Raw genomic sequence first — 14,891 nt, forward strand, 5'->3', positions numbered from 1 at the left:
TGCTCTGGCTAGTGCATGCAACACATAAGCATGCACACAAATCTTCGTTGGCCGGGGTGCCCCGCCACCGTAGATTGCCCGTACCCGTCACTTTCCAGATTCCGGAGTTGTCCCCATGCTGTCTTCCTCCCGCACGCCCGGTGCGCGCACCCTCTTTCGCCTGAGTGGCCTTGCGGTGTCGCTGCTGCTCACCGGTCTGGCCAGTGCCGCCGACCTGAGCATCGGCTTCATGCCCGGCCCGTACCGCGATGCGTTCACGAAGGGCATCGAGCCGCTGCTCAAGAAGCAGGGCTACACCATCAAGTACGTGGAGTTCAGCCAGGGCGTGCAGCCCAATGATGCGGTGGAGCGCGGGCAGATCGATGCCAACATCTTCCAGCACTCGCTGTACCTGAACGCCACCAACAAGCAGCAGGGCTTCGACCTGGTGCCCGTGATCCACGTGCCCACGCCGCCCATGGGCCTGTACTCGCAGCGCCACAAGACACTGGAGTCGGTGCCCGACGGCGCCACCGTGACCCTGCCCGCCGACCCGGTGAATGCCGCCCGCGCGCTCAACATCCTGGCCGCCATCGGCTGGATCGAGCTCAAGCCCGACGTGAACCCGATCACGGTGTCCGAGCGCGACATCGCCACCAACCGCAAGAAGCTGCGCCTGGTGCCCCTGGACGCCGCGCAGGCACCGCGCTCGCTGGCCGATGCGGACCTGGCTGCCGTGCAGGGCAACTTCGCCGTGGCGTCCGGCCTCAAGCTGACCGATGCGCTCAAGCAGGAGAACATGACCCTGCCCTACGTGAACGTGGTGGCCGTCAAGCGCGGCAACGAGAACGCCAAGTTCGCCCGGGACATCGCCCAGGCCTACCAGTCGGCGGCATTCCAGCAGGTCTTCAAGGCCAACCCGACCTGGGCAGGCTACCGGCTGCCGGACTATTTCTCGAAGTAAGCAAAGGACAACGGCCTGGCACCCTGCCAGTGCCCATGCCATGCCCTTCGCGCTGCACCTTGCCGACTATGTCCAGGCGCTCCCGTCGTCTCCCTTGGCGCACCTGGAAGGCCTTCCCCCCTGGGAATGGACCAGCCAAGCCCAGGAGATCGTGCAGGGCTTGCTTGCGGCGCTGCCAGGCGATGAATTCGCCATCGAGGGAGACATCGCCTGCCACCGCAGCGCCAGGGTGGAGGATGGCGCCGTGCTGAAAGGCCCGCTGGTCCTTGGCGCCCGGTGCCTGGTGGCATCCGGTGCCTACCTGCGCGCAGGCAACTGGGTGGGCGACGACTGTGTGCTGGGGCCGGGAACGGAACTCAAGTCGTCGTTCCTGTTCGCGCAGAAAAAACTGGCGCACTTCAATTTCGTGGGTGACTCGCTGATCGGCAGCGGTGTCAACCTCGAGGCGGGCAGCGTGGTGTGCAATTTCCGCAATGAGCGCGCGGACCCCGAAGTCCGGGTTCTCAGCAATGGGGTGCTTCACCCCACCGGCAAGCACAAGTTCGGCGCATTGATCGGGGACGGCGCCCGGATCGGCGCCAATTCGGTGATTGCGCCCGGGGCCCTGGTGCGCCCCCGCACCGTGGTGGCTCGCCTGGAGCTGCTGGACCAGGACCCTCCATATGATGGATCAACCGTTGGCCCCGCCGCCGGCACCCCGGCGCATTTTCTTCGCGTCGGCCATGCAGGCCGCATAGTGCCAGGCGGCAATATTGCTGTTGGAGCGTCGGGCCTTCTGCTCGTAGATGAGCTCCACCATCGGCAAGAGGTCGGGTTGGGCGGCCATCAGCCGTTTCATCTGCTGTTCACTGACCCCGGCATCGGCCTTCTGGGCGATGGTCAACACCAGATCCCGATAGCCTTCGCAGGCCTGGCGGTCGTCCTTCGGAATCGCGTGGACAGGAAGTGCCAGCAGGACCAGGGCGACCCACCCCAGGCCAGGAAACCGCGTCCCATCGCCGCTAGTCTTCGGCGGCATAGCCCGTCAGCTCCAGCAGGGTGGCGACAAACGCATCGTGGGAGGGGAGTGCCTTGCGGCGCGTGGCTACCGCTCGCGGCGCCTGCACCGGCTGGCGGGCCGTCGCAGCAGGCAGCACGAGCAGTTCGAGCTCGGGTGCCTCCCCCGCATCCATCTTGAATGGCAGGCCCGCGGGCAGTGCCAGCCATTCCCCGGCTTCGCAGAACACGGCGCTGTGGCCCTGCCCCGACTCCAGGTAGACCAGCAGGCTGCCTTCGACCACCCGGAGCACGAGCACGCCATTGCCATCTGCCTGGTGGCGGCCCCATTCGCCCCACCGGGCCTGCCAGGAACCCGCCTGCAGCGGCAAGCGGATGGACTCTGCGGAGTCCGTCCCCCGCGCGCCTTCGGGCAGCGGCAGGCTGCTGTCGTCCTGGCGGCCGAAATCGGCGCCCAGGGCACGCAGGTGCAGCTTCAGCAGGCTGTCGCAGACATGGGTGGTCCCCCAGCTGCCGTGCACGTCGAATGCGACCAGGGCGCCCATCGCGTGCCTGCCCTTACTGAAGGAAAGCTGGCTTGGCGTAGCCGCGGAACTTGCTGTCCACCACGGCCTGGAAGTCCTTGGAGCGGTAGGCCTCCACCAGGTCCTTGGCCCAAGGCGCTTCCTTGTCGGTGCGCTTGACGGCCACCACGTTGAGGTAGTGGTCGGGCGTCTTCTCCAGCGCCACGGCCTCGGTCAGCTTCAGGCCCGAGGAAATCGCGAAGTTGCCGTTGATGATGGCGTATTCGGTATCGCCCAGCGAACGCGGCAGCTGGGCCGCTTCAAGGGGGATGAACTTGAACTTGCGCGGGTTCTGCTCGATGTCCTTCTCGGACGCGCGGATCGGGTCGATCCCGGCCTTGAGCGTGATCAGCTTGTTCTGCTCCAGCAGCACCAGGGCCCGCGCCAGGTTGCTCGGGTCGTTGGGCAGGGTGAAGCGGTCGCCGTCCCTGGCCTCGGCCAGGGTCTTGCGCTGGGTGGAGTAGACACCCAGCGGCGCGATGGGGCCCTGCACCAGCTCGACGATGTCGAGCTTCTGGTCGGCCGCGAACTTCTTGAGATACACCAGGTGCTGGAAGAAGTTGGCGTCGAGCGAGCCCTGGGCCAGCGCCAGATTGGGCTGCACGTAGTCGTTGAACTCGACCAGCTTGACCTTGTAGCCCTTTTTTTCCAGGATGGGCACGATGCCCTGCTTGAGCTGGTCGATGTTGGAGCCGGCGGTGCCGCCGATGGTCAGCTCCTTCTTGGCCGCCTGGGCGCTGGCCTGCAGCGGCACCAGCACGCCGGCGGACAGGGCCAGCAGCGACAGGGAGAGGACGGAACGGCGGAGCAATGCGTTTTTCATGGGAATACGGGAGAAAACTGGGGAAAGAAGTGTTCAGCGCTTGTCGAGCCGGCGTGCGGCCGTGGTGCCCACGAACTGCAGGATCTGCACCAGCACCACGAGCAAGGCCACGGTGAGCACCATCACGTCGGTCTGGAAGCGGTAGTAGCCATAGCGGATGGCCAGGTCGCCGATGCCGCCGCCGCCCACCACACCGGCAATCGCCGAGTAGGAGAGAAAGCTCACCGACAGCACCGTGAAGGCCAGCACCAGGCCGGAGCGGGCCTCGACGATCAGCACGCGCCAGATGATCTGCAGCTCGCTCGCGCCCATGGCGTGCGCGGCCTCGATCACGCCCCGGGGCACCTCGCGCAGGCACTGGTCGACCAGGCGCGCCAGGTAGGGGATGGCCGCCACCGAGAGCGGCACCGCAGCGGCCAGCGGGCCGATGGAGGTGCCTGCGATGAGCCGCGTGAACGGCACCAGCGCCACCAGCAGGATGATGAACGGGAAGGAGCGCACGGTGTTCACGATCCAGTTGAGCACCAGGAACACCGGCCGGTTGGCCAGCGACTGGCCCGGACTCAGCAGGAACAGCAGGATGCCCAGCGGCCCGCCGATCAGCAGCGCGGCGCTGAGGCCGATGGCCAGCATCAAGAAGGTCTGGCCGATGGCCACGCCCAGCTCGGGCAGGATGGCGACGATGTTCTCAGGCATAGGCCACTCCCTGCGTTCCGTTGGCGTGCGCGGCATAGCCTGCGGCGGTGGCTTCCTCACGTGCATCGCGCGCGCGGCGGCGCACCAGGGCGTCGATCTCGCGGCCCAGCGCGGTCAGGCGCTGCGCGGGCGGTGCGTCCACGGCAAACTGCTCGATCAGCTCGCCCTGCTCCAGGATGGCGACCTGGCGGCACAGCAGCTCCACCACGGGCAGCTCGTGCGTGACGATGACGATGGTCACGCCGATCTTCTGGTTGATGTCGCGCAACGTGGCCAGCAGCTCCTGCGTGGTCTCGCTGTCCAGGGCTGAGGTCGGCTCGTCGCACAGCAGCACCTTGGGCCGCGGGGCGAGCGCGCGGGCGATCGCCACGCGCTGCTTCTGGCCGCCTGAGAGCTGGGCGGGGTAGCTGTCGATCTTCTCTTCCAGCCCCACCAGCTTGAGGCACTCGCGCACACGCTCGTGGATCTCGGCACGCGAATGGTGGCCGTGGATCTTGAGCGGGAAGGCCACGTTGTCGGCCACCGTGGCGTTCTGGATCAGGTTGAACTGCTGGAAGATCATGCCCAGGCTCTGGCGCGTGTCGCGCAGCTCGCTGCGCGACAGCGTGGTCAGGTCGCGCCCGCCCACGATCACACGGCCGGCGTCGGGGCGCTCGAGCAGGTTGATCAGGCGCAGCAGCGTGGACTTGCCGGCGCCGCTCTTGCCGATCAGGCCGAAGATGTCACCGGCGTGGATGTCCAGGGACAGGGAGCGCACGGCGTCGAAGCGCTCGCCGTTGGGCAGGGTGAACGACTTCTGGACGGATTCGAGCCGGATCACGGGCACGGTGCCGGGCGCCGGGGGATGCAGGGGGGTGACAGCAGTCATGGAGGGGAATGGCCCGTCGGCAGGCACGCGGGTGGCATGCAGGCCGGGAAGGGGCGGAACATCGAAGCTCTCGAGTATGGGAACGCGCGGCGCCGGAGGGAACGACGCATTCGGCGCGTGCATATGCGGATTTCAAGTAAGAGCGGCTGCACAGCGGCGCGCTTGTGTGGTGCGCGCATAAGGTTGCGCGCATTTCTTCGTTGGGGAATGCGCGCTGCGCGGCCACAGTCGGCGGCTTCTTCACCCTTTCATGCCGACACCATGTTGAATATGTTCCGCCGCCGCACCGCGGTGATCACCGCCGTCTCGCTGGCCTCTGCCGCCCTCTTCGCCTCCCATGGCGCCCTGCATGCGCAGGAGAAGAAGACGCTCAAGGTGGGCGTCTCCGTCGGCAACGGCGACCAGATCTTCGAGGTCGTCAAGAAGGTCGCGGCCCGCGACGGCCTGGCCATCGAGGTCGTGGTCTTCAACGACTACCAGTTGCCCAATGCCGCCCTGGCGGCCGGTGACCTGGATGCCAATGCCTTCCAGCACCAGCCCTTCCTGGACAACCAGAACAAGGCGCGCGGCTTCGACATCGTGCCCGTGGGCCTTACCATCACCGCGCCGCTGGGCTTCTACTCGCGCAAGATCAAGAGCATCGACGCGCTGCCCGAAGGCGCCTCGGTGGGCATCCAGAACGACCCGTCCAACGGCAACCGTGCCCTGCTGTTGCTGCAGGAGGCCAAGCTCATCACCTTGAAGCCCGAGGCCGTGAAGAACAACAATGCCACGCCGCTGGACGTGGTTTCGAACCCCAAGAAGCTCAAGCTGGTGCCGCTCGACGCGGCGCAGCTGCCGCGCTCGCTCGATGACCTGACGATCGCCTCGATCAACAACGACTACGCCGAAAAGGCCGGCCTCACCCTGGCCAAGGATGCCGTGATCAAGGAATCGCCCCAGGGCCCCTACGCCAACCTGATCGCCGTGCGCCGCGCCGACAAGGACAAGCCCTGGGCCAAGCAACTGGTCAAGGCCTACCAATCGCCCGAGGTGAAGAGCTTCATCGAGACCAAGTTCAACGGCTCGCTGGTTCCCGCCTTCTAAAGCGCCTCCGAGCGTGGCCACAGGCCCTGCGCCCTCACCAGGCGGGGCCTGTGCTGCTTTTTTTTCATCCCCTTGCTTGCTGGAGCCCTTCCATGAAACGCCGTTCCGTTCTCCACGCCGCCGCTGCCGGTGCCACCACCCTTGCCCTGCCTGCCGTGGTGCGCGCAGCCGATGCACTCAAGGAAGTGCGCCTGGATTACGCCTACTACTCGCCCACCAGCCTGGTGCTGCGCCGCTTCGGCTGGCTGGAGCAGGAGTTCAAGAAGGACGGCATCGATGTCAAATGGGTACTCAGCGCCGGCAGCAACCGGGCGCTCGAATACCTCAACGCCAACAGCATCGACATCGGCTCGAGCGCCGGCCTGGCTGCCGTGCTCGCGCGTGCCAACGGCAACCCGATCCGCACACCCTATATATTCTCCCGGCCCGAGTGGACGGCTCTGGTGGTGCGCAAGGATTCGCCGATCCGCTCCCTTGCTGACCTCAAGGGCAAGAAGGTCGCCGCCACCAAGGGCACGGACCCCTACCTTTTCCTCCTGCGCGCGCTGCAGACCGTGAAGCTGCGCCGCAGCGACATCGAGCACGTGGGTCTGCAGCACGCCGACGGCCGCGTGGCGCTGGAGCAGGGGCGCGTGGACGCCTGGGCCGGGCTCGATCCGCTGATGGCGGCCAGCGAGCTCGACGCCGGCGCGCGCCTCATCTACCGCAACGTGGCCTTCAACACCTATGGCTTTCTCAACGTGCGCGAGGACTTCCAGGCACGCCACCCGGCCGCGCTGCTGCGCGTGATCAGCGCCTACGAGCGGGCACGCAAGTGGACGCAGGCCAACACCGTGGAAGCCGCGCGCATCCTCTCGGAGGAGGCCAAGGTCAGCCTGGAGGTGGCGCTACTGCAGCTCAAGCTGCGCACCGACCTGGGCAATCCGCTGCCATCGTCCGAGCACGTCAAGGCCCTGCAGGCGGCCTCGCCGATCCTGCTCGAAGAGCAATTGGTCAAACCCGGCACCAACCTGAACAAGGTCATCGCCGACCTGGTGGATACGCAGTTCGCGCGTGCCCACCTGGCAGGCGCCGCGGCCTGATCCGCCCATGAGCGCCGTACCGCCGCTGCCGGCCGCTTCGGTCTCCGTGCCCGGCCCGCGGGAGCCGCAGGCTGCGGATGGCCACCGGCTGGCCCGCAAGCTGCCCTCGCGTTGGCTGGGCGTTGCGCTGCCCCTGGCCTTTCTTGCCGGCCTGGAGCTGGCCGTGCGCCTGGGCTGGCTGGCCGCCCACCTGCTGCCACCCCCGAGCGAGATTGCACGCACGCTGCTGGCGCTGGCCGAACAGGGCCTGGCCGGCCATGTGCTGGTCAGCACGGCGCGGGTGCTTGCCGGCTTTGTGGCGGGGGCCGGCCTGGCCATTGCCCTGGGCGTCTGGGTGGGCCTGAGCCGGCGTGCCGAGGCGCTGCTGGACCCGAGCTTCCAGGCCCTGCGCGCGATTCCTTCGCTGGCCTGGGTGCCGCTGCTGCTGCTGTGGCTGGGCATCGACGAGGGGGCCAAGCTGGCGCTGATTGCCATTGGCGCGTTTTTCCCGGTCTACATGGGCGTGGCCTCGGGCCTGCGCGATGTGGACCGCAAGCTGGTCGAGGTGGCCGAGATGGCGGGCCTTGGGCCCATTGCCCTGGCCCGCCGCGTGCTGCTGCCGGCCGCGCTGCCCGCGGTCTGGACGGGCCTGCGCAACGGCCTGTCGCTGGCCTGGATGTTCATGGTGGCTGCCGAGCTGATCGCCGCCACGCGCGGCCTCGGCTACCTCCTGACCGACGGGCGCGAAACCGGGCGTGCCGACATCGTGCTGGCCGCCATCGTGCTGCTGGCGCTGATGGGCAAGCTCACGGACAGCGGCATGCAGGCGCTGGAGAGCCGCTGGCTGTCCTGGCGCGACACGGTGGCCACACGATGACAACGACGACGACAACCACACCCCATTCCCCCCTGCTCGATGTGCGCGTGCGGCGCAAGCAGTTTGCCGGCAACGAGGTGCTGCGCGACGTGCACCTGCAGCTGCACGAGGGCGAATGCGTCACCCTGGTTGGCGCTAGCGGCTGCGGCAAGAGCACGCTGTTGCGCATCGCTGCCGGGCTGGAGCGCGACTTCGACGGCCAGGTGCGCCTGGACGGCCAGCCCACGGCGGGGCCTGCGCGGGACATCCGCTTCGTCTTCCAGGAGTCACGCCTCTTCCCCTGGCTGACCGTGGCCGGCAACGTCGCGTTCGACGGCCAGGGGGCGGGCGATGCGGCGCGCGTGGAGGCCCTGCTGGACGAGGTGGGCCTGGCCGGCTTCGGCCAGCGCCTGCCCAAGGAATTGTCTGGCGGCCAGGCGCAGCGCGTGGCCATTGCGCGGGGTCTGTTCGTGCAGCCGCGCGTGCTGCTGCTCGACGAGCCCTTTTCGGCGGTGGACGCCTTCACACGCCTGAAGCTGCAGGAACTGCTGCTGCGCGTGGCCCGTGCCCACCGCATCGCCGTGCTGATGGTCACGCACGACATTGACGAGGCGGTCTACCTGGGCGACCGCGTGCTGGTGTTCGAGGCGGGTCCCGGCCGCATCAGCGCCTCGGTCGCCGTGCAGGTGCAGCAACCGCGCGACCGCGACGGTACGGCCGTCGGCCTGGCCATTGCCAGCGTGCGCCAGGCCCTGCATAGGGCCCATGCGCTCTGATCGCTGAACTGCCTTGTTCCACTTGCCATGCCGTGCTGCAGGCAACTCTCATTGCATGACCCCGGCGGACCCGCGCATGCGGGCATTGGCATCGCCTTGCAGGCTGATGCGGTCGGCACCGCTGCTGCTCTCGCGGATGCGCGCCACCAGCATGCGGTTGCGGGCCGCACCCGTGGCCACATCGGCCTGCCGGGCGGCCATGTAGGCCAGGTGGTTGGTCTCGGCCTCGTCATGCGTCTTGCGCCATATGCCATCGGCATAGGCCAGGGCCTGCGCCGCCTGTTGGAGTTCCAGCGGCGCATGCAGGGCCACGGCCGGGTTGGCGCTGGCGGCGCCCACGGCGGCACGCGCGCGCTCGAGCGCCATCGACGGGGCCGTGGCGCAGGCGGACAGAAACCCGGCAGCCGATGCGCCGGCGGCGAGAACAGCCGCGGTGCGGCGCAGCGCGGAAAGCACACGGAGTGCCAGTATTTCAGGGTGGCGAAACAGCATCTGTCGGGACTATCCAGGGGTTTGCAACGTGGGTGTGCACTGCAGTCGGCAGGTTGGAAAAGGCCTATTCTGGCCACGCACCCCCTCCCATCCAACGAAGGAATGCGAGTTTGCAGATGCGATTTCTGCTTCCGCTGACAGGGCCGCAGGCAACGCAGCAAGTCCATTGCCCTGGTGCCAGCAACGTTGTTCGGTCTCACGTACAAAGAAACCATGCCTAACCATCGCCAACTCAAACTGGGCGCCTTCATGCGCCCTGTCAGCATCCACACCGGCGCCTGGCGCTACCCTGGTGCGTATGCCGATGCCAACTTCAACTTCGCGCACCTCAAACGCTTTGCGCAGACGCTGGAGCGGGCGCGCTTCGATGCCTTCTTCATGGCCGACCACCTGGCGGTGCTCAACATGCCGGTGGAGGCGCTCAAGCGCAGCCACACGGTCACCTCGTTCGAACCGTTCACGCTGCTGTCGGCGCTGAGCCAGGCCACCGAGCACATCGGCCTGGTGGCCACGGCATCGACCACCTTCGACGAGCCCTTCCACATCGCGCGGCGCTTCGCGTCGCTGGACCACCTGAGCAACGGGCGCGCGGGCTGGAACATCGTCACCACCTCCAATCCCGATGCCGCGCTGAACTTCGGCCGCGAGGACCACATGGCGCACGACGAGCGCTATGCCCGCGCGCGCGAGTTCTACGATGTGGTGACCGGCCTGTGGGACAGCTGGGCCGACGATGCCTTCGTGCGCGACCAGGCAAGCGGCCTGTTCTTCGACCCCGCGCGCCTGCACACGCTCGACCACCGCGGCCAGTACCTTTCGGTGCGCGGGCCGCTGCACATTGCCCGGCCGGTGCAGGGCTGGCCGGTGATCGTGCAGGCGGGGGCCTCCGAGCCCGGGCGCCAGCTCGCGGCCGAGACGGCCGAGGTGATCTTTGCCGCGCACGGCACCCTGGCCGAGGGCCGAAGCTTCTACGCCGACGTGAAGGGCCGCCTGGCGGCGCTGGGGCGCGGGCGCGACGACCTCAAGATCCTGCCGGCCGCCTTCGTGGTGGTGGGTGATACGGTGGCCGAGGCCCAGGGCATCCGCGCGCAGCTGGACAGCCTGGTGCACTACGAGAGCGCCATCGCCTCCCTGTCCATCGCCCTGGGGGTGGATGCGTCGAAGTTCGACCCCGACGCGCCGCTGCCGCCGGTGCCCGAGACCAATGCCAGCCAAAGCAGCCAGCAGCGCGTGGTCGCCCTGGCCGAGCGCGAGGGCTTCACGGTGCGCCAGCTCGCGCAGCGCCTGGGCGGCTATGGCGACCTGGCCTTTGTCGGCACCGCGCAGACCATTGCCGACGAGATGCAGGAATGGCTGGAGTCCGAGGGCAGCGATGGCTTCAACATCATGTTCCCCTGGCTGCCCGGCGGGCTCGATGCCTTCGTGGAGAAGGTCGTGCCCGAGCTGCAGCGCCGCGGCATCTTCCGCACGGAGTACGAGGGCACGACGCTGCGCGAGAACCTGGGCCTGGCGCGCCCGGCGAACCGGTTCTTTGCGCCCCGGCCCTGAGAGCCTGTTCAGGTTCTGAGGCAGGCCTACGCGGCCGCAGGTGCGCGCCAGACGATCTCGCGCACGTTGATCTTGCGCGGGATGATCCCCAGGGCATGGAAGCTGTCGGCCAGTTGCTGCTGCTGGGCCACATGGGCATCGGTCAACGGGCCGAGCGAGAACTCGGCGCGGGCAAAGGCCGTCGACCAGGACCTGGCGTCGATGCCGGTGGCTTCGGACGCCAGCTGGGCCAGCTCGTCCCGGCGCTGGCCCGCCCAGGCGATGAGCTTGCCCAGCTCGTCGAGTACGGCACCGAGCACTGCCGGATGGCGGGTGGCAAAGTCCTTGCCGGCCATGTAGTAGGACGCGCTCGCCAGACGCCTGTCCGTGGTGTCGGCAATCACGCGCGCACCATAGCGCTCCTCGGCAATGGCGTAGTACGGGTCCCAGACCACCCAGGCATCGATGTTGCCGCCATTGAAGGCGGCCGTGGCGTCGGCGGGCGAGAGGTAGGTGGGAACGATGTCCTGGAAGGCCAGGCCCGCCGTGGCCAGCGCCTTGATCACCACGTTGTGCGCGGCCGATCCCTTGCCGAAGGCCACCCTCTTGCCCTTGAGGTCGGCCAGCGTCCGGATGGGCGAGTTCCTGGGCACCAGCACGGCCTGCTGGGCCGAGGGGGTGGCTGCGGCATACACCAGGTTCGATCCGCCCGCCTGGGCGAAGACCGGCGGTGTGTCGCCCACCGAGCCCAGATCGACCGCGCCGGCGCCCAGGGCCTCCAGCAGGGGCGGGCCGAACTGGAACTCGACCCACTTGACGCTGTGCACGCCCAGTGCTTTCAGGCGGGCTTCGATCACCTGTTGCTTGCGTGCCAGCACCAGGATGGCCGAACCTTTCTGAAAGCCTATCTTCACCTCCTTGGGCAAGGTCGTGGCCTGCTGGGCCCAGGCGGGAAGGCCCGAGGCGCTGGCAGCCATGGCCATCAACGCAGGAGCAACATGGCGGCGACGCAGCTGGAACGGGAAATCGGTAGACACGCAGGACTCCTTGAACTCGATGGGAATGGGCTCTGGAGCTTAGGAGCGGGCCCACGGCGCCGTCCAATGCGCCGTGCATGCTTGCTTATGCGTTTTCGGCCATGGCCGCAGCGGTCCAGGGGAACTGTGTGCAGCGCCCTACTTCTCCGCAAAAGCCCGTTCCACGACGAAGTCTCCGGGCGTCGATGTATTGCCCTCCTTGAAGCCCCTCGATTCCAGCAGGTGCTTGAGGTCGCCGAGCATGCCGGGGCTTCCGCACAGCATCACGCGGTCCTCGGCCGCATCCAGGGGCGGCAGGCCCAGGTCGTCGGTGAGCTTGTTGCTGGCCACCAGTTCCGTGATGCGGCCCCGGTTGCGGAAGTCCTCGCGGGTCACGGTCGGGTAATAAAGCAACTGTTTGCGCACCAGCTCGCCCAGGAACTCGTGCCGGGGCAAGTGGTCGATCACCAGGTCGTGGTAGGCCAGCTCATCGACCTGGCGCACACCGTGCACCAGAATCACCGTCTCGAACTTCTCGTAGGTCTGCGGGTCGCGGATCACGCTCATGAACGGTGCCAGGCCGGTGCCGGTACCCAGCAGGTACAGGCGCTTTCCCGGCAGCGTGTAGTCGATCAAGAGCGTGCCGGTGGGTTTGCGCCCCACGATGACCTTGTCACCGGGCTTTATGTGCTGCAGCCTCGATGTCAGGGGCCCGTCGTCCACCTTGATGCTCAGGAACTCCAGGTGTTCCTCGTAATTCGCGCTCACGATGCTGTAGGCGCGCAGCAGCGGCTTGTTGTCCACGCGCAGGCCGATCATGGTGAAGTGGCCGTTGGAGAACCGCAGCGCGGGATCGCGCGTGGTGGTGAAGGTGAACAAGCGGTCCGTCCAGTGGTGGACGCTCAGCACGGTTTCCTCGCTGAAGGCGCTCATGGGCGTTTCCTTCAGGCGACCGAGGCGGCCACGGCCGCATCGGCTTGCCCAGGCAGGCCCAGCGCCCCGCCGGTGCGCCGGAACTGGGCGCCGGCATGGCGCGCCGGCAGGTGGTCGGCCTCGCCGAACAGCTTCTTGCGCAGGCTGCCCGGTGCGTACTCCGTCTTGTAGACGCCGCGCGACTGCAGTTCGGGCACGATGAAGTCCACGAAATCCTCGTAGCTTTCGGGCACCACGGTGCGGCTCACGTTGAAGCCGTCCACGCCGGTCTCGTCGATCCAGGACTGCAGCTCGTCGGCCACCTGGCCCGCATCACCGACGATGGCCGGGTAGCGCCCGCCGAGCTCGAACAGCTCGAGCAGTTGCCGGCGCGTCCAGCCGTGCTGCGCGGCGGTGCGCGCGGCCGACTCGATGGCATTGGTGGCGCCGTAGACGATGGGCTCGTCCAGGTCGTAGTGCGAATAGTCCACGCCCGTGCTGGCCGCGAAGTGGGCCAGACCGGCCTCGCGGCTGGCGTAGCGCTTGTAGTCCTCGTACTTCTCGCGCGCCTCCTTGTGCGTGGCACCGGTCACCACGGCAGAGCCGACGAAGACCTTGACATCGTCCGGCCGCCGGCCGGCGCGCACCAGCTGTTCGCGCAATGCATCGACGCTCTTGCGCGCCGCCGCCTTGTTGGGGGGCGAGATGAACACGCATTCGGCATGCCGCCCGGCAAAGCGCTGGCCCCGGCCCGAGGCACCGGCCTGGAACAGCACGGGCGTGCGCTGCGGCGAGGGTTCGGCCAGGTGGTAGCCGTCCACCTGGTAGTAGTGGCCCTGGTGCTGCACCTTGTGCACCTTGGCCGGGTCGGCGTACATGCGCCCGGCGCGGTCGCGCCGCACGGCGCCCTCTTCCCAGCTGCCCTCCCAGAGCTTGTAGAGCACCTCGAGGAATTCGTCGGCCCGGTCGTAGCGCTCGTCGTGCGGCAACTGCTCGGACAGGCCCATGGCCCGCGCCGCGCTGTCGAGGTAGCCGGTGACGATGTTCCAGCCGATGCGCCCGCGCGTGAGGTGGTCCAGGGTCGAGAAGCGCCGCGCCAGCAGGTAGGGCAGCTCGTAGCCGAGGTTCACCGTGACGCCGAAGCCCAGGTTCTGCGTGACCGCCGCCATGGCCGAGATCAGCATCATCGGGTCGTTGACCGGCAGCTGGATCGACTCGCGCAGTGTCACGTCCACATTGGCCTGGTAGACGTCGTACACGCCCACGATGTCGGCGATGAACAGGCCGTCGAACAGCCCGCGCTCCAGCGTGCGGGCGATGCCGGTCCAGTGCTCGATGGTGTTGTAGGCGGCGGACTCGTCGCGCGGATGCGTCCACAGGCCGTGGTTGATGTGGCCCACGCAGTTCATGTTGAACGCGTTGAGCAGGATCTGCTTCTTCGGGGTGGCCATGGGGTCAGAACGCCGGGATCACGCCGCCGCCGAAGGTCTTCACGATGAACTCGCGCACCTCCTCGGTCTGGTAGGCCTTGACCAGTTGCTGCACCCAGGGCTGGGCCTGGTCCTGTTCGCGCACGGCGATCAGGCAGGCGTAGGGGCCATCCTTGTCCTCGACCAGGATGCCGTCCTTGGCGGGATTGAGGCCGGCCTTGATCGCATAGTCGGCATTCACGGCCGAGGCATCGGTATCGTCCAGGGTGCGTGGCAGCTGGGCGGCCTCGATCTCCACAAAGCGCAGCTTCTTCGGGTTCTCGATCACGTCGCGCGGCGTGGCGTTGACGCCTTCGATCGGATCGATGCCGGTGCGCAGCTTGATGTGGCCGGCCTTTTGCAACAGCAGCAGGGTGCGGCTCTCGTTGGCCGGGTCGTTCGGTATCGCCACCCGCGCGCCTTCGGGCAGGTCGGCGATGGACTTGTACTTCTTGGAGTAGATGGCGATCGGCCCGATCCAGGTGCGGCCGAAGCCCACGATCTTGTAGCTGCGCGAACGCACCTGCGCGGCCAGGAAGGGGCGGTGCTGGAAGCTGTTGGCATCCAGGTCGCCGGCATCGAGTGCGGCATTGGGCCGGCTGTAGTCGGTGAAGGGAACGATCTGGATCTTGAGCCCGTAGTCGCGCTCGGCCACGCGCTTGACCACCTCGAAGGTCTGCTCGTGCGGCCCGGTGGTCACGCCCACCTTGAGCAGCTTGCTGGTGCCGGGCGGCTCCTTCAGCGCCGCAGTGGCCGGCAGCCCGAGGCCGGCCAGCGCCATGGCAGAGCCCGCCTGCAGCAGGCGGC

The 14,891-nt window shown here is 67.7% G+C and carries 16 protein-coding genes; 6 read left to right on the top strand and 10 right to left on the bottom strand.

Annotated features, from left to right (window positions below; translation table 11 throughout):
• The first annotated feature begins 115 nt into the window (after positions 1 to 115).
• A complete protein-coding gene (locus tag AC07PF_RS10430) occupies positions 116 to 943 on the top strand; it encodes a MetQ/NlpA family ABC transporter substrate-binding protein (RefSeq protein ID WP_494611783.1) in 828 nt (275 codons plus the stop codon).
• Positions 944 to 1,613: 670 nt separating this feature from the next.
• Here the strand turns inward: AC07PF_RS10430 and AC07PF_RS10435 are convergent.
• The 5 genes from AC07PF_RS10435 to AC07PF_RS10455 are packed head-to-tail and all read right to left on the bottom strand — an operon-like array spanning position 1,614 to position 4,889.
• On the bottom strand, positions 1,614 to 1,961 hold the full coding sequence (locus AC07PF_RS10435) for a hypothetical protein (protein WP_494611784.1): 348 nt from the start codon (positions 1,959 to 1,961) through the stop codon (positions 1,614 to 1,616).
• On the bottom strand, positions 1,945 to 2,484 hold the full coding sequence (locus tag AC07PF_RS10440; RefSeq protein WP_494611785.1) for a hypothetical protein: 540 nt from the start codon (positions 2,482 to 2,484) through the stop codon (positions 1,945 to 1,947). Before AC07PF_RS10440 ends, AC07PF_RS10435 begins: the two co-directional genes overlap by 17 nt.
• Before the next feature lie 13 nt (positions 2,485 to 2,497).
• Positions 2,498 to 3,325 (bottom strand): MetQ/NlpA family ABC transporter substrate-binding protein, encoded by an 828-nt coding sequence (locus AC07PF_RS10445; protein ID WP_494611786.1) that lies wholly within the window; start codon positions 3,323 to 3,325, stop codon positions 2,498 to 2,500.
• Positions 3,326 to 3,358: 33 nt separating this feature from the next.
• Positions 3,359 to 4,021 carry a methionine ABC transporter permease gene (locus AC07PF_RS10450; protein WP_494608803.1) on the bottom strand — a complete coding sequence of 221 codons (663 nt, stop codon included), beginning with the start codon at positions 4,019 to 4,021 and terminating at the stop codon, positions 3,359 to 3,361.
• On the bottom strand, positions 4,014 to 4,889 hold the full coding sequence (locus AC07PF_RS10455) for a methionine ABC transporter ATP-binding protein (protein ID WP_494611787.1): 876 nt from the start codon (positions 4,887 to 4,889) through the stop codon (positions 4,014 to 4,016). The genes AC07PF_RS10450 and AC07PF_RS10455 overlap by 8 nt, the downstream gene beginning before the upstream one ends.
• A 261-nt stretch (positions 4,890 to 5,150) precedes the next feature.
• Between AC07PF_RS10455 and AC07PF_RS10460 the strand changes: the two genes are divergently transcribed.
• The 4 genes from AC07PF_RS10460 (at position 5,151) to AC07PF_RS10475 (ending at position 8,668) form a co-directional block, all read left to right on the top strand.
• Positions 5,151 to 5,975, top strand: a complete 825-nt coding sequence (locus AC07PF_RS10460; protein ID WP_494611788.1) for a MetQ/NlpA family ABC transporter substrate-binding protein — start codon at positions 5,151 to 5,153, stop codon at positions 5,973 to 5,975.
• 92 nt (positions 5,976 to 6,067) lie between these two features.
• On the top strand, positions 6,068 to 7,057 hold the full coding sequence (locus AC07PF_RS10465) for an aliphatic sulfonate ABC transporter substrate-binding protein (protein WP_494611789.1): 990 nt from the start codon (positions 6,068 to 6,070) through the stop codon (positions 7,055 to 7,057).
• A gap of 7 nt (positions 7,058 to 7,064) precedes the next feature.
• Complete coding sequence (locus tag AC07PF_RS10470) at positions 7,065 to 7,913, top strand: ABC transporter permease (RefSeq protein ID WP_494611790.1); 849 nt, start codon at positions 7,065 to 7,067, stop codon at positions 7,911 to 7,913.
• Positions 7,910 to 8,668 (top strand): ABC transporter ATP-binding protein, encoded by a 759-nt coding sequence (locus AC07PF_RS10475; protein ID WP_494611791.1) that lies wholly within the window; start codon positions 7,910 to 7,912, stop codon positions 8,666 to 8,668. Before AC07PF_RS10470 ends, AC07PF_RS10475 begins: the two co-directional genes overlap by 4 nt.
• Before the next feature lie 48 nt (positions 8,669 to 8,716).
• Here AC07PF_RS10475 and AC07PF_RS10480 read toward each other — a convergent pair whose 3' ends face one another.
• Positions 8,717 to 9,160 carry a DUF4398 domain-containing protein gene (locus AC07PF_RS10480; protein ID WP_494611792.1) on the bottom strand — a complete coding sequence of 148 codons (444 nt, stop codon included), beginning with the start codon at positions 9,158 to 9,160 and terminating at the stop codon, positions 8,717 to 8,719.
• Positions 9,161 to 9,373: 213 nt separating this feature from the next.
• Here AC07PF_RS10480 and AC07PF_RS10485 point away from each other — a divergent pair, with 213 nt between their 5' ends.
• Positions 9,374 to 10,708 carry an LLM class flavin-dependent oxidoreductase gene (locus tag AC07PF_RS10485; protein ID WP_494611793.1) on the top strand — a complete coding sequence of 445 codons (1,335 nt, stop codon included), beginning with the start codon at positions 9,374 to 9,376 and terminating at the stop codon, positions 10,706 to 10,708.
• Positions 10,709 to 10,734: 26 nt separating this feature from the next.
• Here AC07PF_RS10485 and AC07PF_RS10490 read toward each other — a convergent pair whose 3' ends face one another.
• The 4 genes from AC07PF_RS10490 to AC07PF_RS10505 form a co-directional block, all read right to left on the bottom strand.
• Complete coding sequence (locus tag AC07PF_RS10490; RefSeq protein ID WP_494608794.1) at positions 10,735 to 11,724, bottom strand: sulfonate ABC transporter substrate-binding protein; 990 nt, start codon at positions 11,722 to 11,724, stop codon at positions 10,735 to 10,737.
• Between the two features lie 138 nt (positions 11,725 to 11,862).
• A complete protein-coding gene (locus AC07PF_RS10495) occupies positions 11,863 to 12,636 on the bottom strand; it encodes a ferredoxin--NADP reductase (RefSeq protein ID WP_494611794.1) in 774 nt (257 codons plus the stop codon).
• 11 nt (positions 12,637 to 12,647) lie between these two features.
• A complete protein-coding gene (locus tag AC07PF_RS10500; protein ID WP_494611795.1) occupies positions 12,648 to 14,066 on the bottom strand; it encodes an LLM class flavin-dependent oxidoreductase in 1,419 nt (472 codons plus the stop codon).
• Between the two features lie 4 nt (positions 14,067 to 14,070).
• A complete protein-coding gene (locus AC07PF_RS10505) occupies positions 14,071 to 14,865 on the bottom strand; it encodes a MetQ/NlpA family ABC transporter substrate-binding protein (RefSeq protein ID WP_494612021.1) in 795 nt (264 codons plus the stop codon).
• Positions 14,866 to 14,891 lie beyond the last annotated feature (26 nt).

It is taken from the genome of Acidovorax sp. GW821-FHT10A04 (assembly GCF_059415825.1).